The organism is Deferrisoma palaeochoriense (genome assembly GCF_054656955.1).
In genome coordinates, this window is the sequence record NZ_BAAHXI010000001.1 from 104152 (window position 1) to 129272 (window position 25121).

A 25121-nucleotide genomic window follows, 5' to 3' on the forward strand; every position below is an offset into this window, starting at 1 on the left:
CGGGAGGTTCGCCATGCGAAGCGTGATCGCCGAGAAGATCGGGCTTCGGACCGAGCCCGTGGGCATCTGGTGGGTCCCCGAGGCCCCCGAGGGCGCCGTCGGGTTCCGGCCGGGCCGGTGGGGGTGTGTCATGTGGCTTGCGGCGGCCGCGGCCCGGGGCCGCACGGCGGCGGTGGCCCGGGGCCGGTTCGGATGCTTCGGGGGCGGGGTGGGCCTGGGGTTCGGGGACCAGTACCGGAACTTTCCCGGGGGGCCCGAGTGCTTCTGCCGGTTCCTCTCCACCGGCAACGCCTCGTCCCCCGAGGGGCGGGCCGTGGCCGAGGGGCTTCGGCCCCACATGCGGCCCGAGGCTCTGGACGAGTTCCTGGAGGGGGAGCGGTACCTGGCCTCCCCCGAGGTGGTCCGCGCGTTCGTGGCGCGCCTGCCCATCACCGACACCGGCGCCGGCGCCGTGGTCTTTCGGCCGCTCTCGGCCGTGGGGGAGGACGAACCGCCGCCCGAGGTCGTGGTGTTCTTCGCCGACCCGGACCAGGTGGCGGCGCTCTCCGTGCTCGCCAACTACCGGGGGCCGGACAACGAGCGGGTCATCGCGCCGTTTGCGGCCGGGTGCCAGGCGATCGGGATCTACCCCTACCGGGAGGCCCGCGCCGAGCACCCCCGCGCGGTGCTGGGTCTCCTGGACCCCTCGGCCCGCCTCCAGGTGCGGCGGAGCCTGGGGGAACGGGTGTTGAGCTTCGCGATGCCGTACCCCCTGTTCCGGCGGATGGAGGCCGACGCCCCGGGGAGCTTCCTCGACCGGCCCGTGTGGCGGGCGCTGCGAGGGGAGTAGCCGGACCGACCGTTGCCTGGATGGCTGTGGGGCCCCGCCGGGGCCGATCGCGCAAGGAACTTCCGCGAGGCGGCTAGGCGGCTCGGCAGCTAGGCGGCCAAGAGCGTCCGGGACTCCGGCGTCATCGCGCCTGCCAACCCGTGGGAGAGGCTGCCGTATCAGGGGCCAGAATTCAGAAGTCAGAGGTCAGAGAGCCCCCTGTCCTCTGTCGTCTGTCCACTGACTCCTGACACGGGCCCGCTGCCCTCCTTGCCCCGCCCGCCAGTTCGCGCACCGGCGCCTTCCCCCGGGGCGGTGGTCCGCGAGCAGGCCGCCTCGTGGGCTCCCGAGTTTCCCAACCCGGGCGGGTCCTCGTGCGGCCTTCGGCCCGCTTGGGGGCCGGTTGCGACGCGGGCGGATCCTGGTACCGTGGGGGTGGTTCCTCGCAGACAGGGAGGCCCCCATGCGACGCTTCACCCTGGTCCTCGCCCTCGTGTTCGCCGTCCCGGCCTTTGCGGCCGAGCCGGTCTTCTACCCCAAGATCCTGAACACCACCACGGGGCTGCCCGCCACGCCGGGCCAGTTCACCTCGGCCGACACCTGCGGCTACTGCCACCCGGTCCAGTACGAGCAGTGGCGGGGCTCCATGCACGCCAACGCCCTGGCCGACCCGCTCTACCGGGCCCTGTGGCGGGAGGCCTCCCGGGACACGGCCGGCGCCACCGACCGGTTCTGCGCGGGATGCCACGCCCCGGTGGGGGCGCTCACGGAGCAGGTCTGGATCCGCGACAGCGGGGAGATCGTGATCGACCCCCGGGCCGACGAGGGGGTCACCTGCGACTTCTGCCACTCGGTGGTGGGGGTGAAGCTCCTGGAAAAGGGGGGGAACCCGGGGAACTCGGGCCTCGCCGTGGAGCCCGAGGGGCCGAAACGGGGGCCCTACGCCGACGCCCACAGCTCGTTCCACGCCACGGCCTACTCCGACATCCACACCCAGAGCGAGTTCTGCGGCGCCTGTCACAACGTGTTTCACCCGGTGAACGAGACCGAGATCGCCCGGACCTACGAGGAGTGGAAGCGTAGCGAGTACGCCCGGGCCGGGATCCAGTGCCAGGACTGCCACATGGTGCCCCCCGAGGTGGCGGCCCGGGTCGCCGACACCCTGGAGAAGGCCGTGCGGCGGGGGCTCACGAGCAGCTTCGACACGGTGCGCTCCCCGTTCTTCGACCACGACTTCACGGGCGCGAACGCCGCCATTCCGACGCTCCTCAACCACTGGCGCCACGCCAACGACGCCCGGCTCCGGCTCCAGAGCGCCGCCCGGCTCCGCCTCGAACTCCCCGACGCCGCCGCGCCCGGCCGGGTGCTCGAGGTGGCCGTGGGGGTGGAGAACGCCCGGGCCGGCCACAACCTGCCCACCTCCATGACGGAGCTGCGGGAGATGTGGCTTGAGGTGGTGGTGGAGGACCTGGGGCGGGAGGGGGCCGTCGTGTTCCGGAGCGGGGGGCTCGACGACCGGGGGCGGCGCGATCCGGCCGCCCGTCGGTTCGGGGCCCGGGCCGTGGACGCCGAGGGCCGGCCCACCTGGAAGCCGTGGCGGATCGCCGCGATCGCCGACGACACCTCGATCCCGCCCCGGTCAACCCGGACCGAACGGTACGAGATCGGCCTGCCCGACGACGCGCAGGGGCCGTTCCGGGTGACCGCCCGGCTCCTGTACCGGAGCCTGCCCCAGGAGGTGGCCGACGAGTATCTCGACCGGCCGGGCTGGCGGGTGCCCCTGGTGGAGATGGCGGCGGCCGAGGGGGAGGTGGGGGCGGCCCGGTAGCCGGGACGTGGGACCGTGGTCCGGGTGCTGGTTCTCGCGCCCCTGGCGGTCGTGTTCGTCCTGGTCTGCTTCCTGGCCTATTCGCTCCTGAAGGTGAGGTGTTTCGCGCCGGCCCCCGGGCCGGTCCGGGCGGACGGCCCCGAGGCGCGGGCGCTTCGGGCCCACGTGGAGGAACTCGCGGTCCGGATCGGGCCGCGAAGCGCCGAGGAGCCCGAGGCCCTGGCCCGGGCCCGGGACTCCATCGCCGGGATCCTCCGCGACGCCGGCTACGCGCCCCGGTACCAGGACGTCCCGTACGGGGGGCGCACCTACCACAACGTGATCGCGGCCCTTCCCGGCCGGGACGAGGCGGCCGGGCTCGTGGTGGCGGGGGCCCACTACGACACGGTGTGGGGCACGCCCGGGGCCGACGACAACGCGAGCGCGGTGGCCGTGCTCCTCGAGGCGGCGAAGGCCCTCGCCGGCCAGCGGTTCCGCCGACCCGTGGAGTTCGCGTTCTTCACCCTGGAGGAGCCCCCGGTGTTCCCCTCCCGGGCCATGGGGAGCGCGGTCTACGCGAGCTCGCTCCGGGCGGCGGGCCGGGAGGTGGCCGCCATGCTCTGCCTCGAGATGGTGGGGTACTATCCGGGATCCCAGGGGCGCCAGGCGTTTCCCTTCCCGCTCATGGGGTGGTTCTACCGGTCGGTGCCGGATTTCGTGGCCGTGGTGGGGAACTGGCGGTCCCGGGGGCTGGTGCGGGAGGTGGCGGCCGCGTTCCGGGCGGCCTCGGCCCTCCCGGTGGAGACCCTGGCCGCCGGGCGGTTCGTGCCGGGGACCGATTTCTCGGACCACCGGTGGTTCTGGGCCATGGGCTGGCCGGCGGTCATGGTGACCGACACGGCCTTCTACCGAAACCCCCACTACCACCGGCCCACCGACACGCCCGACACCCTCCACTACGGCGCCATGGCCGAGCTGGTAAAGGGGGTTGCCGAGGCGGTCCGGGTCCTCGCGGACCGGCCCTGACGGCTTCCCCTCAAGTCCCGGGACCCGCCGGCCGAAGGGGAAGGGGACCCGGGCCAAAGGCCCGCCGACGGCGTTACTATCAACCCAGCGCCAATAGAGGCGCGCAAGGAAGTCGCCAGGGCATGGGGCCTGCTTCCGGCCGTGCGTGAGTGCAGCACCCGGCTTACGCTGCATCCGGCACTCAGCCGGACGGACGGAACCGGCCAAGAACTCTGGGCGTTTTGTCCATCCGGTTGGCCGGAATAGTCCCAGTCGTTGGCTGAGTGCCGGATGCAGCGACTGTAGGAGCCACGCCCGGCGCTCCAGCAGGCCCCATGCCCCGGACCGTGCCTATTTAGCCGCCGGAGCAATACCGCCGGAGGGCTGCCTCCGTAGTGCTGGGCCGGAGATGAGGCGAGAATCACGAAGCAGTTCGGCCTCCTAGCGTCCAAGCCTCCCAGCGTCCCAGCGGAGGACCCCCGGACGCAACCGAGGAGAAACCGATGGATCTGCGCGCGTTGGGAAACGGCGACCTCACCATGGGGCTCATCGAGGAGATGACCGGGCTCAAGGCCGAACAGGCCAAGGGCGAGGCCGGCATGGCGGTGATGAAGAAGATCCTGGACACCCAGGAAGCCCTCGCGGCCGAGTTGTTCCGGTCGCTCGGGGTGGGTGGGAACCTGGACGTCCGGGCGTGAGGCGCCCGGCGGAGGGAGGGGAATCGGGCGGCCGGGTGGGGCCGCCTTCTTCGTTGGTTTCCCACCCCCCGGTCGTTTGGCGGACGGAGGGGCCTTGAATTCGCGCGTCTGGAGCACCCTGTTTCGCTTCGTGCTCGCCCTGTGGGTGGGCGGGGTGGCGGCCGTGACCTTCGTGGTGACCCCGCCGATCTTCGCCTCGTTCCCCCGGGACGAGGCCGGGCGGGTGGTGGGGGTCGTGTTCCCGGTGTATTTCCCCTACGTGACCGCCCTCGTCGCCGCGGCGCTCGTCCTGTACCTCCTCGCCCGGCAGGGCCCCTGGGGCACGCCCCACCGGGTGGCCCTGGGGCTTCTCGTCACGGCGCTCCTCGCGGCCGGGGCGAACCAGTTCTGGGTCCACCCCCGGGCCCGGGCCGTCAAGGCCGAGATCCATTCCTTCGAGAATCTGGCCCCCGACCACCCCCTGCGCCGCCGGTTCGGCCGCCTCCACGGGGTGAGCATGGCGCTGAACCTTCTCGTGCTGGCCGAAGGCGCGTTCCTGCTCCTGGGGGACCGACGCTGGCTCGGGGGCTGAACGCCGCCGCCGGCTACCCCTCCCGGGCCGCCGGGGGCACCTGGTGCTCGCAGGGCACCTTGGTCTGGCACAGGCCGCACCCGGCCACCTTGACCCCGAACGTCTCCCCCACCTCGTCCATCACCCGGCCGTAGGTGTAGGCCCGGCAGCGCTCCTTGTCGTGGCCGGCCTCGCTGATCGCGCCCACGGGGCAGCGTCCGATGCACACCCCGCACCCCTTGGCCGAGTAGAAGGCGCAGTTCGCCCGGTGATGGGCCGCCGTGCGGGGGGTGGGCGCGATCTCGGCCGTGGTCACCACCGACCCGGTGCGGTGGGCGATGCCCCGCTCGGTGATCAGGGCGTCGTTCAGGCTGAAGGTGCCAAGCCCCGCGGCGTAGGCCGCGTGGCGCTCGGACCAGGTGGACGCGAGCCCCACCCGGGGGTCGGTCACCACCGTCCACCCGTCGACGAGGCAGGGCGCCGCCGCCCCGTGGCCGCGCTCGGCCAGGAACCCCACCACGGCTCGCCGGAGTTCCTCGTTGAACGCCTCGCCGTGCCACCGGGTGTGGGCCCACCGCCGGGAGGGGAGCCGGGTCTCGGCCCGGTTGTCCCGCCGGGTGGCCTCGGTGATGGGAAGGATCCAGGAGACCACGGTGCGGACCTCGCCCCGGCCGCCCCCGGCCTCCAGGGCCTCCTGGGGGGACCAGTGGAACGGCCCGATGATGTCCTTGTACTTCCCCCAGATCGGGTCGTCCGCCGGCGCGAACCCCACCAGGGGTTCGTCGAAGATGGGCTCGTCGGTGCCGGGGAACCGGTTGGCCGGATGCTCCCGGACGAGCCGCCGGATCTCGGCCACGAGCTCGTCGCGAAGGTCGTTCACGGTAACGCCTCTCCTTCTTTTTCTCACGCCACGCCCGCAACGCGCGCTACGGGATCCGGGTGCGAGCGTTGCGAAGGTCCTCCATACCGCGATCGCCAGGCCGCGGCGGAGAGAATCGTCTCTCACACCACGGCCGCACGCGCGCCGCGGGAAATTCGTTGCGATCTTTGCGGGCGTTGCGAGACTCGAAAAGGGTTTCCCCTCCGTGCTCTCCGTGCCCTCCGTGGTGAAATCCATCGTGCCCCGGAGAGCCGGCGGCACGAAACGGCCCGCCCCGGTCGGGCCGGGGCGGGCCGTGGCGCGGTAGCCTGCGCTTGGGGCTACTTGGCGTAGCCCACGGTCTTCAGGGCCTCCTCGATCTCGCCCAGGATCGCCGGGTCGTCGATCGTGGAGGGCACCCGGTACTGCTCACCGTCGGCGATCTTCCGCATGGTGCCCCGGAGGATTTTACCCGAGCGGGTCTTGGGCAGGCGCTTCACGATCATGGTCTCCTTGTAGCAGGCGATGGGCCCGATCTGCTCCCGGATCATCTTGACCAGGTCGGCCTTCAGTTGATCCGGGTCCACCTCGGCGCCGGCCTTCAAGACCACGAACCCCACCGGCACCTGGCCCTTCAGGTTGTCGGCCACCCCGATCACGGCGCACTCGGCCACGGCCGGGTGGGTCGCGATCACCTCCTCCATGGCCCCGGTGGAGAGCCGGTGGCCGGCCACGTTGATGACGTCGTCCACCCGGCCCATGATGTAGAGGTACCCGTCCTCGTCCTTGTAGCCGCCGTCGCCGGTGAAGTAGTAGCCCGGGAACGGGTCGGTGTACGACTGGCGGAACCGCTCGTCGTTCTGCCACAGGGTGGGGAGCGTGCCCGGGGGCAGGGGCAGCTTCACCACCACGATGCCCTCCTGGTTGGGCCCCAGTTCCTTCCCCGCATCGTCGAGGATCCGCACGTCGTAGCCCGGCACGGCCTTGGTGGGGGACCCGGGCTTGATCGGCATGAGCTCGATCCCGGCGCAGTTGGCCGCGATGGGCCAGCCCGTCTCGGTCTGCCACCAGTGGTCGATGACGGGCCGCTTCAGGAGATCCGACGCCCAGTGGTAGGTGTCGGGATCGAGCCGCTCGCCGGCCAGGAACAGGTACTTGAAGTTCGACAGGTCGTACTTCTTGAAGTAGTCCCCGTTGGGGTCCTCCTTCTTGATCGCCCGGAACGCCGTGGGCGCCGTGAAGAGCACCTTGACCCCGTGCTGGCTGATCACCCGCCAGAACGCGCCGGGGTCCGGGGTGCCCACGGGCTTGCCCTCGTAGAGGATGGTGGTGCAGCCCGTGAGGAGCGGGCCGTACACGATGTAGGAGTGCCCCACCACCCACCCCACGTCCGAGGCGGCCCAGTACACCTCGCCGGGCTTGGTGTCGTAGATGTATTCCATGCTCCACCGGAGGGCCACGGCGTGGCCGCCGTTGTCGCGCACGATCCCCTTGGGCATGCCGGTGGTGCCCGAGGTGTAGAGGATGTAAAGGGGATCGGTGGCCTTGACCGGCACGCACTCGGCCGGCTCGGCCTTGGCCATGAGGTCGTCCCAGTCGAAGTCCCGGCCGGCCGTGAGGGCGGCCTGGGCCTGGGGCCGGGCCAGGATCACGCATTTCTCGGGTTTGTGTTTGGCCAGATCGATGGCCTTGTCGAGCATGGGCTTGTACTCGATGACCTTGGTCACCTCGATCCCGCACGACGCCGACACGATCACCTTGGGCTTGGCGTCGTCGATCCGGATCGCCAGCTCGTTGGGCGCGAACCCGCCGAACACCACCGAGTGGATCGCGCCGAGCCGGGCGCAGGCCAGCATGGCCACCACGGCCTGGGGCACCATGGGCATGTAGATGATGACCGTGTCGCCCTTTTCGACCCCGAGGCCCCGGAGCACCCCGGCGAACCGGGCCACCTGATCCTGGAGGTCCCGGTAGGTGAACTTCTGGACCTGGTTCGTCACGGGGCTATCGTAGATCAGGGCCACCTGGTCGCCCCGGCCGGCCTCCACGTGCCGGTCCACGGCGTTGTAACAGGTGTTCAGTTCGCCGCCCACGAACCAGCGGTAGAAGGGCGGGTTGGAGTCGTCGAGCACCTTGTCCCAGCGCTTGGTCCAGGCGATCTGCTCGGCCGCCTCCCCCCAGAACCCCTCCGGGTCTTCGAGGCTTCTGCGGTAGATCTCGTCGTACCGGCCCATGGCTCCTCCTTCGTTGGATGATGAGAGTGGATGAGGCCCCAACAAACGCCGTCTCAGGGTAGCAACTTCCCGGGGACTTCAGCAAGGCTAAAAATCTTGAGCGAGGCTAAAGCGGGGGAGGCGTTTTGTGCCGCCGGTTCGCGGGCGCCGCAGCGGCCGGGGCCGCGTTGACACCCCTCGGGGCCGCCGGTAGGATGCCCGGCCGCGGTTTTCCCCTGGGGGAGATGACGGATCGGGCCTGATGGAGCGCGGCAAACCGCCGCGGGTGTGGGGTCGTAGTGACGAACGTTTCGGAAGAGTGCAAGCCGGTGGTGTTTCTGCTGGAGACGTTCCGGGAACTCGTGGGGGCCGAGGGCGCCGGGGTGGATCCCTGGATCGAGCGGCTCCGGAGCCTCGAAGGGGCGAACGGGTTCCGGCTGGCCGTGGCCGGCACCGTGAAGAGCGGGAAGAGCACCCTGGTGAACGCCCTGGTGGGCCGGGACGTGCTTCGCCGGGGCGCCGGGATCATCACCTCCCTCGTGACCCGGGTGCGCCCCGGGCCCGAGCCCCGGGCCCGGCTCCGGCTCAAGGGGTGGGCCGAGGTGAACCGGGAGGCCACCGACGCGGCCCTGCTGCTGGCCGCGGGCGACGACGGCCGGCGGGTGGACCTCCGGTCCGAGGCCGACCGTCGGCGGCTCCGGGAGGCCCTGGACGAGCTGGGGGACCGGGCCCTGGGGGAGGGGGGCAGCTTCGACCGCAACGTGGCCCTGCTGCGGGCCTATCTCGACGGGTACGAGCGCATCCGAGAATGGCTCGGCGAGGAGCCCCGGGAGTTGGAACTCGGCCCCGACCGGTTCGAGCAGCACCGGGCGTTTGCCGGGGACGATGCCCTGGCCGTGTACGTGGACGACCTCGTGATCGAGTTGCCCGGCACCGGACTCCCCGGGGGCGTGGAACTCGGGGACTGCCAGGGTTACGACTCCCCCAACCCCCGCCACCGGGAGAAGGTGCAGGAATACCTCCTGGGCGCCCATGGCATCCTGTACGTCGTTTCGAGCCGGGTGGGCCTCAGGGAGGCCGACCTGCGGTTCGTGCGCGACATCAAGGCCCTGGGGCTCCTGGAGGCGGCCCGGTTCGTGCTGAACGCCGACCTCGGGGAGCACCCCACGGCCGAGGACCTGGCCGCGATCCGCGACCGGGTGGCGGCCGAACTCGCCCCCCTGGCCGGCCGGGTGGAGGTGGCCGTGGTCTCGGCCCTGCGCGGCCTTCTGCTCGCGAAGCGCGAGGCCGGCGCGGCCGTGGAGCGCAAGGAGGAACTGCTCCTGGAGCTCTGGGAGGAGTCCCCGGCCCGGGCCCTCGACGGGTTCCCGGGGTTCCGGGAGGCCCTGTTTCACACCGTCGCCGAGGCCCGGGAGCGGGAGACCGAGCGCACCGTTCGGTCGGCCGTGCGGGGCGCGGCCCGGGCTCTCTTGGCCCGGGTGGACTCGGCCCTCACGCTCGCGCGCGAGGAGACGACCCGGCTCGCCGCGGAGCAGGACGCCCTGGTCCGGGCCCGAGCCGAGGTGGAGGCCTCCCTCGGGGCCTTCGAGAAGGCGGTGCGGGCGGCGGCCGCCGAGGTGCGGGAGCGGGCGTTCCGCAGGGTGGACCGCCAGTTCCACCCCTCGGGGGGCGAGGTGGCCGAGCGGTTTCTGGCCAAGGTGCGGGAACTCCCGGCGCCCGAACTCGGCGCCACGGGCGACCGCAAGCGGTTCCACCGGGAGATGGCCCGGGTGTACCAGGAGATGCGGGCGGCGTTCCAGGCGCTCAAGGTCGAGGAGCTGAACCCCCGGGCCGTCGAGGCGATCCGGGCCGTGTGGGCCGAGGCGAGCTCGGCCCTCAAGGACGCGGCCCGGGGCCCGGCCGAACTCCTGGTGCGAAACGTCGAGGCCTACAACCGAGAGGCCCAGCGCCTGGGGCTGCCGGTGGCGCCCTTCGACCCCCCCGAACTCGACCCCTCCATCGGCCGGCGGGTCATCCCCCTTCCGAGCGCCGTGACCTACGCCGGCGGGGAGCACCCGGCCGACCGGGCCCTCGGGCTCGCGGCCCAGTGGACCCGGAAGGCCGCGGCCGGCTGGGCCCGCCGGCTCGTGGGCCGGACCGACCGGGCCGGGTTCGCCCAGGGCATGCTGGCCGACTGGGCCGAGGCGGTGCGGGAGGTGCTCCTGGAGGAGGCCCGGTCGAACCTGCTCCACTACAACGAGCAGGTGAAGTACCAGCTCGTGGCCGCGAACCTCGAGGCCCTGGCCGACGCCTGGATCGCGGCCTACCGGGAGCTCGCCCAGGCGGCGCTCCAGGACCTCTCGGCCCTGGAGCGGGCGGTGGAGGAGCGCCGGGGCCAGGGCGCCGACCTCGTGCCGCGCCTCGAGGGCCTCCGGGATGCCGTCGCGCCCCTGGCCGCCTGATCCCTACCCCGGGGCGGGGCGGTACTGGAAGGCCCGGTTCGGGGGGGAGGTGCGGCGGGTGAGTTTGGACGCCGGGCTCTCGTGCCCCAACCGGGACGGCACCGTGGGCACGGGCGGGTGCCTGTTTTGCGACCCGGCCTCGTTCGCCCCGAGCGCGGGCGATCCGCGGCCCGTGGCGGAGCAGCTCGCGGCCGGGATCGAGCGGCTCCGGGCCCGGGGGGTGACCCGGGTGGCCGCCTACTTCCAGCCCCACACGAACACCCACGCGCCGCTGCCGGTCTTGAAAGCCCTCTGGGACGCCTGCCGGGCGTTTCCCGAGGTGGTGGCCCTGTGTGTGGGCACCCGGCCCGACTGCGTGTCCGACCCGGTGCTCGATCTCCTGGCGGGCTACCGGGACCGGTGGGAGATCTGGCTCGAGCTCGGGCTCCAGTCGGCCCGGGACGAGACCCTCCGGCGGCTCGGCCGGGGCCACACCGCCGAGGCCTTTGCCGACGCCGTCCGGCGGGCCCGGGCCCGGGGGCTTCTCGCCTGCGCCCACGTGATCCTGGGCCTTCCCGGCGAGGCGCCCGACGACGAGGCCCAGACCGCCTCGTTTCTCGCCGACCTCGGGGTCGAGGGCGTGAAGCTCCACCAGCTCGCGGTGGTCGAGGGCACGCCGCTCGCGGCCCTCTGGCGCCGGGGCGAGGTGGCCCCCCTTCCGGAAGAGGCCTACATCGAGCGGGCCGCGGCGTTCGTCCGCCGGCTTCCCCCCCGCACCGTGCTCCACCGCCTGGTGGGAGACACCCTGGGCGACCGGCTCCTCGCCCCCCGCTACGACCGCAACCGGGTGATCCGGGAGATCCGCGCGCGGCTCAGAACCGGACCCTAGGCGGGCGAACCCCTTCTGGATTCCAGCGAAGGCGGCTGTCTCATGCGTGGCGGGTTCCGGGCCGCGCTCCTTGCCGGGGTCATACAAACTTTGTATGTTTCAGGGCGGACCCCGCAGAGGAGGTGACCCGGCGATGCGATCCGTGACCGTCAATATCTCGTTTCCGCCCGAGCTTCTGGCGCTGATCGATGAGGAGGCGCGGCAGGAGGCAAAGAGCCGCTCCGAGTTCCTGCGGGAGGCCGTGCGGGCGCACATCGAGCGGCAGCGGCGCTGGCGCCGGATCTTCGAGTTCGGCGATCGGCTCCGGGAGGATCGGGGGCTGACCCCCGAGGACGTGGACCGGGAGGTCGAGGCCGTGCGCCGGGAGCGGAGAGGGCGTGGGTGAGGGGCCGACAAGGATCGTGTGCGACACGAACGTGCTCGTGTCGGCGGTTCTCTTCGGCGGCCCGCCCCGTGAGGTGCTAAAAGAGGTGATTTCCGGTGCGGTGGTCGGGGCGGTTTCCCTGGCGATCTGCCGGGAGGTCGAGGAGGTCCTCCAGCGACCGAAGTTCGGCCTCACAGGGGACCAGGTGGCGGAGATCCTGGACGCGATCCGCGAGACCTTCCACCTCGTGTCGCCGAAGGAAGCCGTGGAAGCGGTCGCCGAGGACCCGGACGACAACCGCATCCTGGAGGCCGCGCTCGCCGCGGGCGCGCAGGTCGTGGTCACCGGCGACCGGCACCTTCTGCGGCTCGGGGCGTACCGAGGGATCCGCATTGTGTCCCCGCAGGCCTTTCTCAGGGAACGCCGGGCGCGGTAAGGTTGCCGAACCCGAGGGCGTGGGGCATTCAGGAGGCGCGAAGTTGAGCGGGCCCCGCCCGGGCCCCTGGGGAATGGCGGGAGGAACAACCGCGGGAGGTTTCCCGACGAGGACGCGGCCACGAGGAGGCCCCATGCGGATCCGGTTCATCACCACGGGGGGCACCATCGACAAGGTGTACTTCGACGCCAAGAGCACCTACGAGGTGGGGGAGCCCCTGGCCGGGGAGGTGCTCCGGGAGGCCGGGGTGGCGTTCGAGTACGTGGTGGAGCCCCTGATGCGGAAGGACAGCCTGGAGATCACCCCCGAGGACCGGGCCCGGATCCGCGAGGCCGTGGAGCGCGCGCCCGAGGACCGGGTGGTGGTGACCCACGGCACCGACACCATGGCCGAGACGGGCCGGGCCCTGGCCGGGATTCCGGGCAAGACCGTGGTGCTCACCGGCGCGATCCAGCCGGGGCGGTTCCGGTCCACCGACGCCCCGTTCAACCTGGGGTTCGCCGTGGCCGCGGTCCAGACGCTCCCGCCCGGGGTGTACCTGGCCATGAACGGCCGGGTGTTCGACCCGTTCCGGGTGCGAAAGAACCTCAGAACGAACCGGTTCGAGGAGGCGGGGCGGGCGCCCGGCGGGTGAGGGCGATGCCGGCGCCCACGAGGGCCGCGCCGACCCAGACCGAGGGATCGAGCCGCTCCCCCAGGAGGAGCCAGCCGAAAAACACCCCGCTCACGGGAACGAGGTTGATGAACACCCCGGCCCGGGCCGCGCCGAAGGCCTGGACCCCCCGGTAGTACCACACGAAGGCGAGCACCGTGCCCCCGAACGCCAGGTAGGCGGCCGCGAGCCAGGCCCGGGCCGACCAGCGGGGCAGGCTCGGGAGCACCCCGGCCGCCAGGGCCGGCCCGGCCAGGAGAAGGGCCCCGGCCACGCAGGCCCCGGCCGAGGCCTGGAGCGGGGTCACCCCCCGCAGGGCCACCCGGCCGATCAGGGTGTAGGCGGTCCAGCACACCACGCACCCCACGATGCAAAGCTCCCCCCACCCCATGCCCCCCGAGAGCACGGCCCAGGGCTCGCCCCGGGTCACGATGACGGCGGCGCCGGTCACGGCCACGGCGATCCCCACCCCGGCCCGCCAGCCCAGGGGCTCCCGGAGCACCAGGGCGGCCCCGGCCGCGATGGCCACCGGGTTGTTGGCGATGATGAGCGCGGCCCGGCCGGCCTCCACGGTGCGAAGCCCGGTGAAGAAGAGGAGGTTGTACCCGGCGACCCCGGTCATCCCGAGGAGGACGAGGAGTCCCAGGGTCCGGCGGTCCCGGGGAAGCGGTACCCCCTCCCGGCGGGCCAGGGCGGCAAGCGCCGCCCCCGCCAAGGCGAACCGCACGAACGCGGCCGCCACCGGCGGCACCTCGGCCGCCAGCACCCGGCCGGCCACGAAGGTGCCGCCCCAGAGCACGGCCGCCCCGGCCAGGCCCAAAACCAACCTGCTGTTGGACATGGAGGTTCCTTCTCGCCTTGACAAGGGGCCGGGCCGGGGGCCTACTGCCGGCGGCGGTCTGTGGTTCACAGGAAACGGAAAGCGTTCATATTTATCAAAAACGCTTTGGCCTTGCCAAACGGTGGGCCCCTGTGGTACCCAGTCGGCTCCCGTCGAACGCGGCGCGCCCCGCGCCCGGAAAGGAGGAGGACCATGAGTCTGCGACGCATCGCCACCCTGACCCTCGCCGCGGTGCTGGCCGCGGGCCCGGCCCTGGCCGGGAAGACCCTGGACGCCGTGCGCGCCCGAGGATACGTGATCGTGGGCGTGAACGGGAGCCTTTTCGGGTTCGGCATGCCCGACGAGAAGGGCGTGTGGAGGGGGCTCGACGTGGACACCGGCCGGGCCATCGCCGCGGCCGTGTTCGGCGACGCCTCCAAGGTGAAGTGGGTGCCGCTCACCGCGGTGCAGCGGTTCACGGCGCTCCAGTCGGGCGAGATCGACGTCCTGTGCCGCAACGCCACCCGCACCCTCACCCGCGACACGGCCCTGGGCCTCGACTTCGTGCACGTGAACTACTACGACGGCCAGGGCTTCATGGTGCCCAAGAAGCTCGGGGTCAAGAGCGCCAAGGAGCTCGACGGCGCCACGGTGTGCGTGCTCCCCGGCACCACCACCGAGATGAACGCGGCCGACTTCTTCCGCACCCACAACATGGAGTGGAAGCCGGTGGTGATCGAGAACACGGCCGAGCTCGCCAAGACCTTCTTCGCCGGCCGGTGCGACGTGCTCACCTCCGACGCCTCCCAGCTCGCCGGCACCCGGGCCGTGGCCCCCAACCCGGACGACTACGTGATCCTACCCGAGATCATCTCCAAAGAGCCCCTGGCCCCGGCCGTGCGCCACGGCGACGAGCAGTGGCGCGACATCGTGGACTACGCCGTGATGGCCATGATCGCGGCCGAGGAGATGGGCATCACCTCGAAGAACGTGGACGAGATGCTAAAGAGCAAGGACCCCAAGGTCCAGCGGTTTCTGGGCGTCACGCCCGGGAACGGCAAGGCCCTCGGCCTCGACGAGAAGTGGGCCTACAACATCATCAAGCAGGTGGGCAACTACGCCGAGGTGTTCGAGCGCAACGTCGGCCCCAACACCCCGCTCAAGCTGGAGCGGGGCCTCAACGCCCTGTGGACCGACGGCGGGCTCATGTACGTGCCGCCGTTCAAGTAGCGATCCCCCGGGGGCCGGGCGGATCGCCGATCCGCCCGGCCCCGTTCCTTGCCCCTCGATCCCCGACGCAACCGAGACCCCATGGCCCGACCCGCTGACGCCCCCGCCGGCGCCACCCGCTTCTGGAACGATCCGGCGTTCCGGTCCCTGGCCTTCCAGGCCGCGGTCCTCGCCGTGGTGCTGGCCGTGGGCTACTATCTGTTCCAGAACGTCCAGGCGAACCTGGCCCGGCAGAACATCGCCACCGGGTTCGGGTTCCTGGGCCGGGAGGCCGGGTTCGAGATCGGGGAGTCCCCCATCCCCTACTCGGCGGCCGACACGTATCTGAAGGCCCTGTGGGTGGGGGTGCTCAACACCCTGCGGGTCTCGTTCATCGGGATCGTGCTCACCGTGATCCTGGGCACCTTCGTGGGCATCGCCCGGCTGTCGTCCAACTGGCTCGTCTCCCGGCTGGCCGGGGGGTACATCGAGGCCCTCCAGGACGTGCCGGTGCTCCTGCAGCTCTTCTTCTGGTACGCCCTGTTCAACGAGATCCTGCCCTCCCCCCGCCAGGCCCTGCACCCCCTGCCCGGGGTGTACCTGTGCAACCGGGGGCTCCTCCTGCCGGTGCCCGAGGGCCACCCGGCCTACCGGTGGGCGGCCGTGGCGTTCCTGGTGGCCTGCCTGCTCGTGTGGGCGATCCGCCGGTGGGCCCGCCGGCGCCAGGAGGCCACCGGAAAGATCTTCCCCACGTTCCGGGTGGGCCTGGGGGTCCTCGTGGGACTCCCGGTTCTCGGGTGGTGGCTCGGGGGGGCGCCGACGGCCGTGAGCGTGCCGGTGCTCAAGGGGTTCAACTTCCGGGGCGGGCTCGCCCTGAGCCCCGAGTTCGCGGCGCTCCTCCTGGGCCTCGTGCTCTACACCTCGGCCTTCGTGGCCGAGATCGTGCGGGCCGGCATCCAGTCGGTGAGCCACGGGCAGACCGAGGCGGCCATGAGCCTGGGGCTCACCCCGGGCCAGACCCTGAACCTGGTGATCCTGCCCCAGGCCCTGCGGGTCATCGTGCCCCCGCTGACGAGCCAGATGCTCAACCTCACGAAGAACTCGTCGCTGGCGGTGGCCATCGGGTTTCCGGACTTCGTGTCGGTGGCCAACACCACGATCAACCAGACCGGCCAGGCCATCGAGGGGGTGGTGCTGATCATGGTGGTGTACCTCATGTTCAGCCTGTCCACCTCGGCCTTCATGAACTGGTACAACAAGCGGATCGCGCTGGTGGAACGGTGAGCGCCGAAGCCCCTGCCCAGACGGTACGCCCGCCCTCGACCCGGCTCGGGGTCTGGGGCTGGATGAAGGTGAACCTGTTTAGCACCTGGTGGAACACGGTCCTCACCGTGATCACGGTGGCGGGCCTGGCCGCGGTGCTGCCCGGGTTCGTCCGGTGGGCGTTCTGGGACGCCCTGTGGTACTCCACGTCCGAGGCCTGCCGGGCTGGGGGCGGGGCCTGCTGGTCGGTGGTCACGAAGAACCTCCGGTTCATCCTGTTCGGGTTCTACCCCCACCCCGAGCAGTGGCGGCCGGCCCTGGCCATGGCCATGCTCCTGGGGCTCCTGTGGTACTCCAAGGAGCGCACCCGGTGGAACCGGCGGCTCGGGTGGGTCTGGTTCGGGGCCCTGGTCGTCATGGGGTTTCTCATGCGGGGCGGGGTGTTCGGGCTTCCCGTGGTCGAGACCGAGAAATGGAGCGGCCTGCCGCTCACCCTGCTCCTTTCGGTGTTCGGCATGGTGGCCGCCTACCCCCTGGGGGTGGTGCTGGCCCTGGGCCGGCGGTCCCGGATGCCGGCCGTGAAGAGCCTGTGCGTGGCCTACATCGAGCTCATCCGGGGCGTGCCGCTCATCAGCCTGCTCTTCATGTCGTCGGTCATGTTCCCCCTGTTCCTGCCCGAGGGCATGACCGTCAATAAGATCCTCCGGGCCCTTGCCGCGATCATCCTCTTCACCGCGGCGTACATCGCCGAGGTGGTGCGGGGCGGGCTCCAGGCGATCCCCCGGGGGCAGTACGAGGCGGCCGAGTCCCTGGGTCTCAACTACGTGCAGACCATGCGGCTCATCATCCTGCCCCAGGCCCTCAAGATCGTGATCCCGCCCACGGTGGGGGTGCTCGTGTCGGCGTTCAAGGACACCTCCCTCGTGGTGATCATCGGGCTCTACGAGATCCTGAACACCACCAAGGCCACGCTGTCGAACCCCCAGTGGATGGGGTTCAGCTCGGAGGCCTACCTGTTCCTGGCGCTGTTGTATTTCCTGGGCTGCTTCTCCATGTCGAGCTACAGCCGCCGGCTCGAGCGGGAGCTCACCCCCGGCCGCACCCGGTAGGAGGTCCACGATGGCCCGCGCCCCCGAGGCGTCCGCCCCCGTCAAATCGCCCGAAGAGGCGATCATCCAGATGATCCACGTGCACAAGTGGTTCGGGGACCTGCACGTCCTGAACGACATCAACCTGGAGGTCGCCCCCAAGGAGCGGATCGTCATTTGCGGGCCCTCGGGTTCGGGCAAGTCCACCCTGATCCGGTGCATCAACCGGCTCGAGAAGCACCAGCGGGGCCGGATCATCGTGGACGGCATCGAGCTGACCAACGACGTGAAGAACATCGAACGGATCCGGGCCGAGGTGGGCATGGTGTTCCAGCACTTCAACCTGTTTCCCCACCTCACGATCCTGGAGAACCTGACCCTGGGCCCGATCTGGGTGCGCAAGATGCCCAAGCGCGAGGCCGAGGAGATGGCCATGCACTTCCTCGAGAAGGTCCGGATCGCCGACCAGGCCAAGAAGTACCCGGGCCAGCTCTCGGGGGGGCAGCAGCAGCGGGTCGCGATCGCCCGGAGCCTGTGCATGAAGCCCAAGATCATGCTCTTCGACGAGCCCACCTCGGCCCTGGACCCCGAGATGGTCAAGGAGGTGCTCGACGTCATGATCGAGCTCGCCGAGGAGGGCATGACCATGCTCGTGGTGACGCACGAGATGGGGTTCGCGAAGAGCGTGGCCGACCGGGTCATCTTCATGGACGCGGGCCAGATCGTGGAGGAGAACACCCCCCACGAGTTCTTCGACAACCCCCGGCACGAGCGCACCAAGCTGTTCCTGAGCCAGATTCTGTATTAGGATCGGTCGTCGGTCGCCGCTCGTCACGCGTAACCCGTCACCGATCACCCGTCACGGATCACCCGTCACCCCTCACCGCTCCCCCCCGGAGTTCCCCGTGGCCGTCGTCCTGCGCACCGTGCCCACCCCGTTCGAGCCCGGCCCCCGGTACCTGTCGGGCAACGAGGCCGCGGCCGAGGGCGCCGTGGCGGCCGGGTGCGACTTCTACGCCGGGTACCCCATCACCCCCTCGAGCGAGATCATGGAGCGCCTGGCGGCCCGGTTCGCCGAGCTCGGCCGGGTGTTCGTGCAGATGGAGGACGAGATCGCCTCCATCGGGGCCGTGATCGGGGCGGTGTGGGCCGGGGCCAAGGGCATGACCGCCACCTCGGGTCCGGGGTTCTCCCTCATGATGGAGGCCCTGGGGTACGCGGCCTTCACCGAGACCCCGCTCGTCATCGCCGACGTCCAGCGGGCCGGCCCCTCCACCGGCCAGGCCACCCGCCCGGGCGCCGGCGACGTGCAGCAGGCCCGGTGGGGCTCCCACGGCGACTACCCGGTCATCGCGCTCGCCCCCTGGTCGGTCCAGGAGATGTTCGACCTCACGGTGCGGGCCTTCGAGCTGGCCGAGCGGTTCCGGGTGCCGGTGGTGCTCCTGGCCGACGAGGCCGTGGGCCACCTGAGGGAGCGGGCCGACCTGCCGGCCGAGGTCCGGGTGGCCCTGCGGGACCGGGACCCCACCCGGCCGCCCTTCGGGGCCGACGAGCCCGACGGGGTGGGGCCCATGCCCTGCTTCGGCGACGGGGCCCGGCTCCTCGTGACCGGGTCCACCCACGACCCCTGGGGCTGGCGCCGCACCGAGGACCCCGAGGTCCACGAGCGGCTCGTGACCCGGCTCCACCGCAAGGTCTGGAACCGCCGGGCCGAGATCTGCCGGACCGAGGGGTACCACCTCGAAGACGCCGAGATCGCGCTCGTGGCCTACGGGTTCACGGCCCGGTCGGCCCTGGCCGCCGTGGGCCGGCTCCGGGCCGAGGGGGTGCCGGTGGGGCTCTTGCGGCTCCAGACCCTGTGGCCCTTCCCCGAGGAGGCGGTGGCGGAGCTCGCCGGCCGGGTGGGGTGGATCGGGGTGCCCGAGATGAACCTGGGCCAGGTGGAGGGGGAGGTGAGGAAGGTCGCCCGCTGCCCGGTGGCCGGGCTCCACCAGGTGAACGGCGAGGTGATCGATCCGCGCCGTCTGGCGGCCTGGGTGCGGAAGGCGGCACCGTGAGCCGGGACCTCGGCCACCGGCTGCGGGACGGGCTCGGGGCGACCCCGTTTTGCCCGGGGTGCGGCCACGGCATCCTCCTGGGGGCCGTGGCCCGGGCCCTCGATCTCGCCGGGGTGCCCGAAGACCGGCTCCTCGTGGTCTCGGGCATCGGCTGCGCGGCCTGGATCCCCTCGCCCCACCTCCGGGCCGACACCCTCCACACCCTCCACGGCCGGGCGCTCGCCTTCGCCACGGGCGCCAAGCTATACAACCCGGAACTCGTGACCCTGGTGGTGAGCGGCGACGGCGACCTCGCCTCCATCGGCGGGAACCATCTGATCCACGCGGCCCGCCGGGACCTCGACGTGACCGTGGTGTGCGCCAACAACGCGATCTACGGCATGACCGGGGGCCAGGTGGCCGCCACCACCCCCGCCGGCGCCCGCACGGCCACGACCCCGGCCGGCAACCCCCACCGGCCCTTCGACCTCTGCCGGCTCGTGGCCGCGGCCGGGGCCTCCTACGTGGCCCGGTACGCCGTGGTCCAGCCCGACCGCCTGGCCCGGGCCATCGCCCGGGGCATCGGGACGCCGGGGTTCGCCTTCGTGGAGGCCGTGAGCCCCTGCCCCACCCAGTACGGCCGGCGAAACGACGAGGCCGACCCGGCCGAGGCCCTCCGGCGGCTGCGGGACCGGATCGTGCCCCGGGAGGAGGCCGAGGCCCTGGGGCCCGAGGCGCTGGCCGGCCGGATCGTGGTCGGGGAGTTCGTGCCGTGACCGGCCGGGTGGAGGTCCTTTTCTGCGGGTTCGGGGGCCAGGGGGTGCTCCTCATGGGCCACCTGCTGGGGCTTGCGGCCGTGGCCGAGGGGCTGTGGGCCGCCGGGGCGGGGTCCTACGGGGCCCAGGCCCGGGGCTCGGCCTGCCGGGCCGGAGTGGTGCTGGCCCCGGAACCTGCCGACTTCCCCCACGTGACCGAGCCCGATCTCCTGGTGGCCCTGGCCCCGGAGGCCTACGGCCGGTACCGGCCGTGGCTCCGGCCCGACGGCGCGGTCGTGGCCGACCGGGCCGTGGCGCCCGCGGCCGGCGACGGCCGGCCCCACCTGGGCGTCCCGGCGGTCGAGACGGCCCGGGACCGGCTGGGAAGCCCCCAGGTGGCCAACGTGGTGCTCCTGGGCGCGGTGGTGGGGGCCACGGCCCTCGTGACCGCCGACGCGGTGGCCCGTGCGGTGGCCGAGAGCGTGCCGGCGCGGCTGCGGGACCTCAACCGAAGGGCCCTGGAGGAGGGCCTGCGCCTGGGCCGGGGCCTGGCGGACCGGCTCGCCGGCTGGCGCCGGGCCCGGGGCCTGGGGGGCGGGCCGTGACCCGGGCGTTTCGGCCCGAGATCGACCCGGCCCGGTGCGGGACCTGCGGGGTGTGCCGGGGGGCGTGTCCGGCCTCGGTGCTGGAAACCCTGGGCGAGGACCGGGACTGGGCCTGCGCCCCCGGGTGGGCCCGGGCCGGCTTGGCCGAGGCCCCGCCCTGCCGGGCCGCCTGCCCCCTCGGCCAGGACCCCGGGGCCTACGCCGAGGCCCTGGCCCGGGGCGATCTGGCCGCGGCCGCGGCCCTGGTGTTCGGCCCGAACCCCTTGCCGGCCGTGAGCGGGGTGTTGTGCCACCGGCCCTGCGAGGCGGCCTGCGCGGCCGCCCCCGCCGTGGAGGCCCGGCGGCTCAAGGCCGAGGTGGCGGCCCTGGCCGGGGGCGACGCGCCCTGGGGGGCGTCGGGCCCCCCGGCCGGCGGGCCCCGGGTGGCCGTGGTGGGGGCGGGGCCGGCCGGGCTCGCGGCGGCCCGGGACCTGGCCCTGGCCGGGTGCCGGGTGACCCTGGTGGACGCCGCGGCCGAACCCGGGGGCATGCTCGTCCAGGCGATCCCGCCGTTTCGGCTGCCCCGGGAGGCCGTGGCCGCGGACCTGACGCCGATCCTCGGGCTCTGCGCCGAGGTGCGGCTCGGGACCCCGGTTCGCGACCCCGAGGACCTGGAGCGCCTCCGGGCCGGGCACGGGGCGGTCGTGCTGGCCCTCGGGGCCGGCCGGGGCCTGGGGCTCGGGGTGCCCGGGTGGGGCGGAGGCCGGTGCCTCGACGCCCTGTCGTTCCTGCGGGCCTTCTGCCGGGGGGATCCGCCGGCCCTTTCGGGCCGGGTCGTGGTGGTGGGGGGCGGCAACGTGGCCCTCGACGCGGCCCGGGCGGCCGTGCGGGCCGGGGCCGACGAGGTCCTCGTGGCCTACCGCCGGGAGGAGGCCCAGATGCCGGCGGATCCCGACGAGGTCGCCCGGGCCCGGGCCGAGGGGGTGGGGTTCCGGTTCCTGCGGGCGCCCGAGGCCGTGGAGACCCGGGGGGACCGGGTCTTCCTGCGGCTCCGGGAGACGCGCCCCGCCCCCCGGGGGGAGCCCGTGGCCCCGGGGGCCCGCGTCGAGGAGCTCGGGGCCGACTGGGTGCTGGCCGCCGTGGGGCAGGCGCCCGAGCACCCGTTCCTGCCCGCCGGCCTCCTGGACGGCCGGGGCCGGGTCCGCACGGGCCCCGGGGGCGAGGTCCCGGGCCTCCCCGGGGTGTTTGCGGCCGGGGACGGCGCAACCGGGCCGGGCTACCTCACCGAGGCCCTGGCCTCGGGCCGGCGGGCGGCCGCGTCCGCCCTGGCCCTCCTGGGCCGTCCGGCCTGGCCCCCCCCGGACTCGGTGCCCCTCCCCACGGGGGCCGTGTCCGACCGGGCGGCCACGCTGGCCCGGGCCTGCCTTCGCACGGCCGGGTGCGACCGGTGCGAGGTGTGCCGGCAGCTCTGCCCCGACCTCGCCATCACCCGCGACCCCGAGGGCCGGATCGCGATCGACCTGGCCTGGTGCAAGGGCTGCGGCATCTGCGCCGCCTTCTGCCCCCGGGCCGCCATCCGGATGGTGGCCGAGGGGTAGGGGAGAGCGTTCGGTCGCGGCGGCCCGGCGGGAGCCCCTCGCAGGAAGCCCCCGGTTTGCTTTTCCCGGCGATTCCCTGTAGGGTGGCCCCACCTCGCTTCTGCGCCCCCGCCTGAAGCCCCTTTCCGCCGCGTGGCGGTTTCTTCCCCCAAGAAAAGGACGGTTGCTTGAGCTTTTCATCGTTTGGCCTCTCTTCGCCCGTGGCGAAGGGCGTGGCCGCCTGCGGTTTCGTCTCCCCCACACCCATTCAACGGCGCGCCATCCCGCCGGCCCTCGAGGGCCGGGACGTGCTGGGCCTTGCCCAGACCGGCACCGGAAAGACCGCGGCCTTCGCCCTGCCGATCCTCGAGCGCCTGAGCCGGGGACCCCGGGGCCGGGTGCGGGCCCTGGTGATCGCGCCCACCCGGGAGCTCGCCGAGCAGATCCACGACGCGTTTCGGTCCCTGGGCCGGGGCACCGGGCTTCGGTGCGCCACGGTGTACGGGGGCGTGGGCATGGCCCCCCAGGTGGCCCGGCTCCGGGGCGGGGCCGAGATCGTGGTGGCCTGCCCGGGCCGGCTGTTAGACCACCTGGGCCGGGGCACCTGCGACCTCTCCGGCGTGGAGGTGGCCGTGCTCGACGAGGCCGACCGCCTGTTCGACATGGGGTTTCTGCCCGACGTCCGGAGGATCCTCGGCCGGCTCCCGGCCGGGCGCCAGACCCTTCTGTTTTCGGCTACCATGCCCCGGGAGGTCGGGCGGCTCGTGGGCGAGGTGCTCCGGGACCCCGTGACCGTGCGGGTGGACCCGGCCCCGGCCGCGGCCACCGTGACCCACGCCCTCTACCCCGTGCCGGGCCACCGGAAGACCCCGCTCCTCCTGGAGCTCCTGCGCCGGACCCCGGCCGGGTCGGTCCTGGTGTTCACCCGCACGAAGCACCGGGCCAAGCGGCTCGCGGAGCAGCTCGCCCGGGCCGGCCACCGGGCCGCCTCGCTCCAGGGGAACCTCTCCCAGGCCCGGCGGCGGGCCGCCATGGAGGGGTTTCGGTCCGGCAAATACCGGATCCTCGTGGCCACCGACATCGCGGCCCGGGGTATCGACGTGGCCGGGGTGTCCCACGTGATCAACTACGACATGCCCGACACGCTGGACGCCTACACCCACCGCATCGGCCGCACCGGCCGGGCGAGCCGCACCGGGGACGCCTTCACCCTGACCACCCCGGACGACGCCGGCATGGTGCGGGCGATCGAGCGGGCCCTGGGGGCGGCCCTGGAGCGCCGCACCCTGGCCGGGTTCGACTACGGCGCCCCGGCGCCCCGGCCCGAGGGGGGCCGCCCGCGCCCCCGGCCGGACCGGGCGCGGCGGTGGCGGGGGGGACGGGCCGCGGCGCCGGCCCCGGCGGGGTGATCTGGTGGCCCTGCCCTGGGAGACCCTGGACCGGGTGGCCACCCCCGAGGGCCCCCTGGAGCTCCGGTGCCGGGGGGGCCGGGACTACCTCATCACGGTGGCCGGCCGGGTGCTCATGTCGAGCGCGACCCACCGGTCCGAGGTGGTTCTGGGGGAGCTGGCCTGCGAGGGCCTCGCGGCCCGGCCGGCCCCCCGGGTCCTGGTGGGGGGGCTGGGGATGGGCTATACGTTGCGGAGCGTCCTGGATCTGCTTCCGGCCTCGGCCCGGGTGGTGGTGGCCGAGATCAACCCGGCGGTGGTGGGGTGGTGCCGGGGTCCCCTGGCCGGCCTGACCGGCCGGGCGGTGGAGGACCACAGGGTCCGGGTCGAGGTGGCCGACGTGGCCCGGGTGGTGGCGAGGGCGCCGGCCGGGGGGGTCGACGCCGTGGTGTACGACCTCTACCAGGGGCCCCACCTCAGCGCCCGGCGCCGCGACGACCCCCTCTACGGCACCCGGGCCGTGGCCGCGGTCCGCCGGGCCCTGCGGCCGGGAGGCCGGTTTGCCGTGTGGGGCGAGGACCACGACCCGGGGTTCGAAAAGACCTTGCGGCGTGCCGGGTTCTCCGTGCGGGTCCACCGGCCGGTCACCGGGGCGCGGCGCCACGTGGTGTACCTGGGCACGGCGCCGGGCCGCGGAAGCCCGCCCGGGGCCTGATCCCGCGCCGGTCTGCCCCCACCCCCCGCGGCCGCGGGGGAGGAGGCGCGCTGGGCCGGAACCCTCTCCCTGGCGCGAGGAGGGGATCCCATGCGCTGGATCGACGCCCCCACCTTGTCCGAAGTTCTCCCGTACGCAGAACTGGTTTCAGCCCTGGAGGACCAGGCCGCGGCCGTGCTGGCCTGGGAGAGGGTGGGACCCGGGGCCGGAACGGCCCCGGGCCGGGGCACGCCATGAAACCCGGGCCGCGAGGGTGGGCCCTGGGGAGCGCCCCGACTGCTCGCCGCCTCACTTGCCACTAACCCGGCGTCAATAGAGGCGCGCAAGGAGATCGCGAGGGCATGGGGCCAGCTTCCGGCCGGGTGGGCAGTTCGGGGCGCCGGTAGCGGAAAGTCCGGAACTTCCGAAGCAGACCAAGCGCGGTGGGGCGCGGCGACGTGCAGGGCCGCACCCGGCTCTCCACACGCCCCCCACCCGCTGATTTCCGTAGCAACGAGGGGAAGCTGGCAATAGTTCCGTTCGTGTGAGTCATCCCCGGGCACCGTCAGAGTTTCTGCCCGCTCTCCGATCGGCCCTGCTCCACCTGGATCTCCCGGACCACGTCGGCCTTGTCCAGGAAGATGTAGACCACCTGATTCTCGGTCTTGGTCTTTCCGAACAGGCTTCCCAGGTACGGGACGTAGCTCGTCGCGTCGGCGCGGGCCTCCGAGTACCCGTACACGAGAATCGTCCCCTCGGCCGTCTGCTTCACGGTCTGGGGTTCGCCCAGGATCTCGATCACCTGGGCCCGGGTCGTTTTGCCCTTCTGGATCCGGTCCAGGTCTTCCTGGGCCACCCGGCGGCCCGAGGTGGTGGCGCAGGCACCGAGGGTGAGGAGGGCGGCGGCGAGGAGGGCGGCAGCGCGGAACATCGGGTGCTCCTTCCGGCGGGGGCCGTGGCACGAGAAGCGGGCTCTTCCACCCCCACCCTCGCACAGGTTCCCCCG

The 25121-nt window shown here is 72.9% G+C and carries 25 protein-coding genes; 21 read left to right on the forward strand and 4 right to left on the reverse strand.

The window, feature by feature from the left end; translation table 11 throughout:
* Positions 1-13 precede the first annotated feature (13 nt).
* The 5 genes from ACYQ8L_RS00505 to ACYQ8L_RS00525 all read left to right on the forward strand — a co-directional run bounded on the left by ACYQ8L_RS00505 (position 14) and on the right by ACYQ8L_RS00525 (position 4889).
* Positions 14-829: a DUF169 domain-containing protein gene (locus ACYQ8L_RS00505; protein WP_459939788.1), complete on the forward strand. Its 816-nt coding sequence runs from the start codon at positions 14-16 to the stop codon at positions 827-829.
* Between the two features lie 442 nt (positions 830-1271).
* Positions 1272-2636 carry a multiheme c-type cytochrome gene (locus ACYQ8L_RS00510; protein WP_459939789.1) on the forward strand — a complete coding sequence of 455 codons (1365 nt, stop codon included), beginning with the start codon at positions 1272-1274 and terminating at the stop codon, positions 2634-2636.
* Positions 2637-2651: 15 nt separating this feature from the next.
* On the forward strand, positions 2652-3641 hold the full coding sequence (locus ACYQ8L_RS00515) for a M28 family peptidase (protein ID WP_459939790.1): 990 nt from the start codon (positions 2652-2654) through the stop codon (positions 3639-3641).
* Between the two features lie 482 nt (positions 3642-4123).
* A complete protein-coding gene (locus ACYQ8L_RS00520; protein WP_459939791.1) occupies positions 4124-4318 on the forward strand; it encodes a YjfB family protein in 195 nt (64 codons plus the stop codon).
* A 94-nt stretch (positions 4319-4412) separates the two neighbouring features.
* Positions 4413-4889: a DUF4149 domain-containing protein gene (locus ACYQ8L_RS00525; protein ID WP_459939792.1), complete on the forward strand. Its 477-nt coding sequence runs from the start codon at positions 4413-4415 to the stop codon at positions 4887-4889.
* A gap of 13 nt (positions 4890-4902) precedes the next feature.
* Here the strand turns inward: ACYQ8L_RS00525 and ACYQ8L_RS00530 are convergent, their stop codons facing one another.
* Both ACYQ8L_RS00530 and ACYQ8L_RS00535 read right to left on the reverse strand, forming a co-directional pair.
* Positions 4903-5748 (reverse strand): 4Fe-4S binding protein, encoded by an 846-nt coding sequence (locus tag ACYQ8L_RS00530; protein ID WP_459939793.1) that lies wholly within the window; start codon positions 5746-5748, stop codon positions 4903-4905.
* 320 nt (positions 5749-6068) lie between these two features.
* Complete coding sequence (locus ACYQ8L_RS00535) at positions 6069-7961, reverse strand: propionyl-CoA synthetase (protein ID WP_459939794.1); 1893 nt, start codon at positions 7959-7961, stop codon at positions 6069-6071.
* 308 nt (positions 7962-8269) lie between these two features.
* Between ACYQ8L_RS00535 and ACYQ8L_RS00540 the strand changes: the two genes are divergently transcribed.
* The 5 genes from ACYQ8L_RS00540 (at position 8270) to ACYQ8L_RS00560 (ending at position 12683) form a co-directional block, all read left to right on the forward strand.
* Positions 8270-10381 (forward strand): dynamin family protein, encoded by a 2112-nt coding sequence (locus ACYQ8L_RS00540; RefSeq protein WP_459939795.1) that lies wholly within the window; start codon positions 8270-8272, stop codon positions 10379-10381.
* Positions 10356-11249, forward strand: coding sequence for a tRNA modification radical SAM protein MnmL/YtqA (mnmL, locus tag ACYQ8L_RS00545; RefSeq protein WP_459939796.1), 894 nt, complete (start codon positions 10356-10358; stop codon positions 11247-11249). Before ACYQ8L_RS00540 ends, mnmL begins: the two co-directional genes overlap by 26 nt.
* A 133-nt stretch (positions 11250-11382) precedes the next feature.
* Positions 11383-11634, forward strand: a complete 252-nt coding sequence (locus tag ACYQ8L_RS00550) for a ribbon-helix-helix domain-containing protein (protein WP_459939797.1) — start codon at positions 11383-11385, stop codon at positions 11632-11634.
* Positions 11627-12049: a putative toxin-antitoxin system toxin component, PIN family gene (locus ACYQ8L_RS00555; RefSeq protein WP_459939798.1), complete on the forward strand. Its 423-nt coding sequence runs from the start codon at positions 11627-11629 to the stop codon at positions 12047-12049. Before ACYQ8L_RS00550 ends, ACYQ8L_RS00555 begins: the two co-directional genes overlap by 8 nt.
* Positions 12050-12182: 133 nt before the next feature.
* Entirely contained in the window at positions 12183-12683 is a 501-nt protein-coding gene (locus ACYQ8L_RS00560; RefSeq protein ID WP_459939799.1) for an asparaginase domain-containing protein, read from the forward strand.
* On the opposite strand, the gene ACYQ8L_RS00565 is transcribed toward ACYQ8L_RS00560, so the two are convergent.
* Entirely contained in the window at positions 12637-13542 is a 906-nt protein-coding gene (locus ACYQ8L_RS00565; RefSeq protein WP_459939800.1) for a DMT family transporter, read from the reverse strand. The two genes, ACYQ8L_RS00560 and ACYQ8L_RS00565, sit on opposite strands and share 47 nt — an antisense overlap.
* 192 nt (positions 13543-13734) lie before the next feature.
* Between ACYQ8L_RS00565 and ACYQ8L_RS00570 the strand changes: the two genes are divergently transcribed.
* The 11 genes from ACYQ8L_RS00570 (at position 13735) to ACYQ8L_RS00620 (ending at position 24373) form a co-directional block, all read left to right on the forward strand.
* Entirely contained in the window at positions 13735-14751 is a 1017-nt protein-coding gene (locus tag ACYQ8L_RS00570; RefSeq protein WP_459939801.1) for an amino acid ABC transporter substrate-binding protein, read from the forward strand.
* Between the two features lie 81 nt (positions 14752-14832).
* Complete coding sequence (locus tag ACYQ8L_RS00575; RefSeq protein ID WP_459939802.1) at positions 14833-16014, forward strand: amino acid ABC transporter permease; 1182 nt, start codon at positions 14833-14835, stop codon at positions 16012-16014.
* Positions 16011-17102, forward strand: coding sequence for an amino acid ABC transporter permease (locus ACYQ8L_RS00580; protein WP_459939803.1), 1092 nt, complete (start codon positions 16011-16013; stop codon positions 17100-17102). The genes ACYQ8L_RS00575 and ACYQ8L_RS00580 overlap by 4 nt, the downstream gene beginning before the upstream one ends.
* Positions 17103-17112: 10 nt before the next feature.
* Entirely contained in the window at positions 17113-17889 is a 777-nt protein-coding gene (locus tag ACYQ8L_RS00585; RefSeq protein WP_459939804.1) for an amino acid ABC transporter ATP-binding protein, read from the forward strand.
* Between the two features lie 97 nt (positions 17890-17986).
* The gene (locus tag ACYQ8L_RS00590; RefSeq protein WP_459939805.1) at positions 17987-19138 is read left to right on the forward strand and encodes a 2-oxoacid:acceptor oxidoreductase subunit alpha; all 1152 of its coding nucleotides are present in this window, start codon (positions 17987-17989) and stop codon (positions 19136-19138) included.
* Entirely contained in the window at positions 19135-19893 is a 759-nt protein-coding gene (locus ACYQ8L_RS00595; protein WP_459939806.1) for a thiamine pyrophosphate-dependent enzyme, read from the forward strand. Before ACYQ8L_RS00590 ends, ACYQ8L_RS00595 begins: the two co-directional genes overlap by 4 nt.
* Positions 19890-20477, forward strand: a complete 588-nt coding sequence (locus ACYQ8L_RS00600) for a 2-oxoacid:acceptor oxidoreductase family protein (RefSeq protein WP_459939807.1) — start codon at positions 19890-19892, stop codon at positions 20475-20477. The genes ACYQ8L_RS00595 and ACYQ8L_RS00600 overlap by 4 nt, the downstream gene beginning before the upstream one ends.
* The gene (locus ACYQ8L_RS00605; protein WP_459939808.1) at positions 20474-22054 is read left to right on the forward strand and encodes an FAD-dependent oxidoreductase; all 1581 of its coding nucleotides are present in this window, start codon (positions 20474-20476) and stop codon (positions 22052-22054) included. The genes ACYQ8L_RS00600 and ACYQ8L_RS00605 overlap by 4 nt, the downstream gene beginning before the upstream one ends.
* A 167-nt stretch (positions 22055-22221) precedes the next feature.
* Positions 22222-23442, forward strand: coding sequence for a DEAD/DEAH box helicase (locus tag ACYQ8L_RS00610; protein WP_459939809.1), 1221 nt, complete (start codon positions 22222-22224; stop codon positions 23440-23442).
* 4 nt (positions 23443-23446) lie between these two features.
* A complete protein-coding gene (locus tag ACYQ8L_RS00615) occupies positions 23447-24136 on the forward strand; it encodes a spermidine synthase (RefSeq protein ID WP_459939810.1) in 690 nt (229 codons plus the stop codon).
* A 90-nt stretch (positions 24137-24226) separates the two neighbouring features.
* Positions 24227-24373, forward strand: coding sequence for a hypothetical protein (locus ACYQ8L_RS00620; protein ID WP_459939811.1), 147 nt, complete (start codon positions 24227-24229; stop codon positions 24371-24373).
* A 307-nt stretch (positions 24374-24680) separates the two neighbouring features.
* Here the strand turns inward: ACYQ8L_RS00620 and bamE are convergent, their stop codons facing one another.
* The gene (bamE, locus tag ACYQ8L_RS00625) at positions 24681-25046 is read right to left on the reverse strand and encodes an outer membrane protein assembly factor BamE domain-containing protein (RefSeq protein WP_459939812.1); all 366 of its coding nucleotides are present in this window, start codon (positions 25044-25046) and stop codon (positions 24681-24683) included.
* Positions 25047-25121 lie beyond the last annotated feature (75 nt).

Coding starts and splice junctions, on each gene's coding strand:
- ACYQ8L_RS00585 (WP_459939804.1), top strand. CDS start 17,113: ATGGCCCGCGCCCCCGAGGCGTCCGCCCCCGTCAAATCGCCCGAAGAG.
- ACYQ8L_RS00575 (WP_459939802.1), top strand. CDS start 14,833: ATGGCCCGACCCGCTGACGCCCCCGCCGGCGCCACCCGCTTCTGGAAC.
- ACYQ8L_RS00570 (WP_459939801.1), top strand. CDS start 13,735: ATGAGTCTGCGACGCATCGCCACCCTGACCCTCGCCGCGGTGCTGGCC.
- ACYQ8L_RS00620 (WP_459939811.1), top strand. CDS start 24,227: ATGCGCTGGATCGACGCCCCCACCTTGTCCGAAGTTCTCCCGTACGCA.
- ACYQ8L_RS00560 (WP_459939799.1), top strand. CDS start 12,183: ATGCGGATCCGGTTCATCACCACGGGGGGCACCATCGACAAGGTGTAC.
- ACYQ8L_RS00550 (WP_459939797.1), top strand. CDS start 11,383: ATGCGATCCGTGACCGTCAATATCTCGTTTCCGCCCGAGCTTCTGGCG.
- ACYQ8L_RS00520 (WP_459939791.1), top strand. CDS start 4,124: ATGGATCTGCGCGCGTTGGGAAACGGCGACCTCACCATGGGGCTCATC.
- bamE (WP_459939812.1), bottom strand. CDS start 25,046: ATGTTCCGCGCTGCCGCCCTCCTCGCCGCCGCCCTCCTCACCCTCGGT.
- ACYQ8L_RS00535 (WP_459939794.1), bottom strand. CDS start 7,961: ATGGGCCGGTACGACGAGATCTACCGCAGAAGCCTCGAAGACCCGGAG.
- mnmL (WP_459939796.1), top strand. CDS start 10,356: ATGCCGTCGCGCCCCTGGCCGCCTGATCCCTACCCCGGGGCGGGGCGG.
- ACYQ8L_RS00510 (WP_459939789.1), top strand. CDS start 1,272: ATGCGACGCTTCACCCTGGTCCTCGCCCTCGTGTTCGCCGTCCCGGCC.
- ACYQ8L_RS00505 (WP_459939788.1), top strand. CDS start 14: ATGCGAAGCGTGATCGCCGAGAAGATCGGGCTTCGGACCGAGCCCGTG.
- ACYQ8L_RS00565 (WP_459939800.1), bottom strand. CDS start 13,542: ATGTCCAACAGCAGGTTGGTTTTGGGCCTGGCCGGGGCGGCCGTGCTC.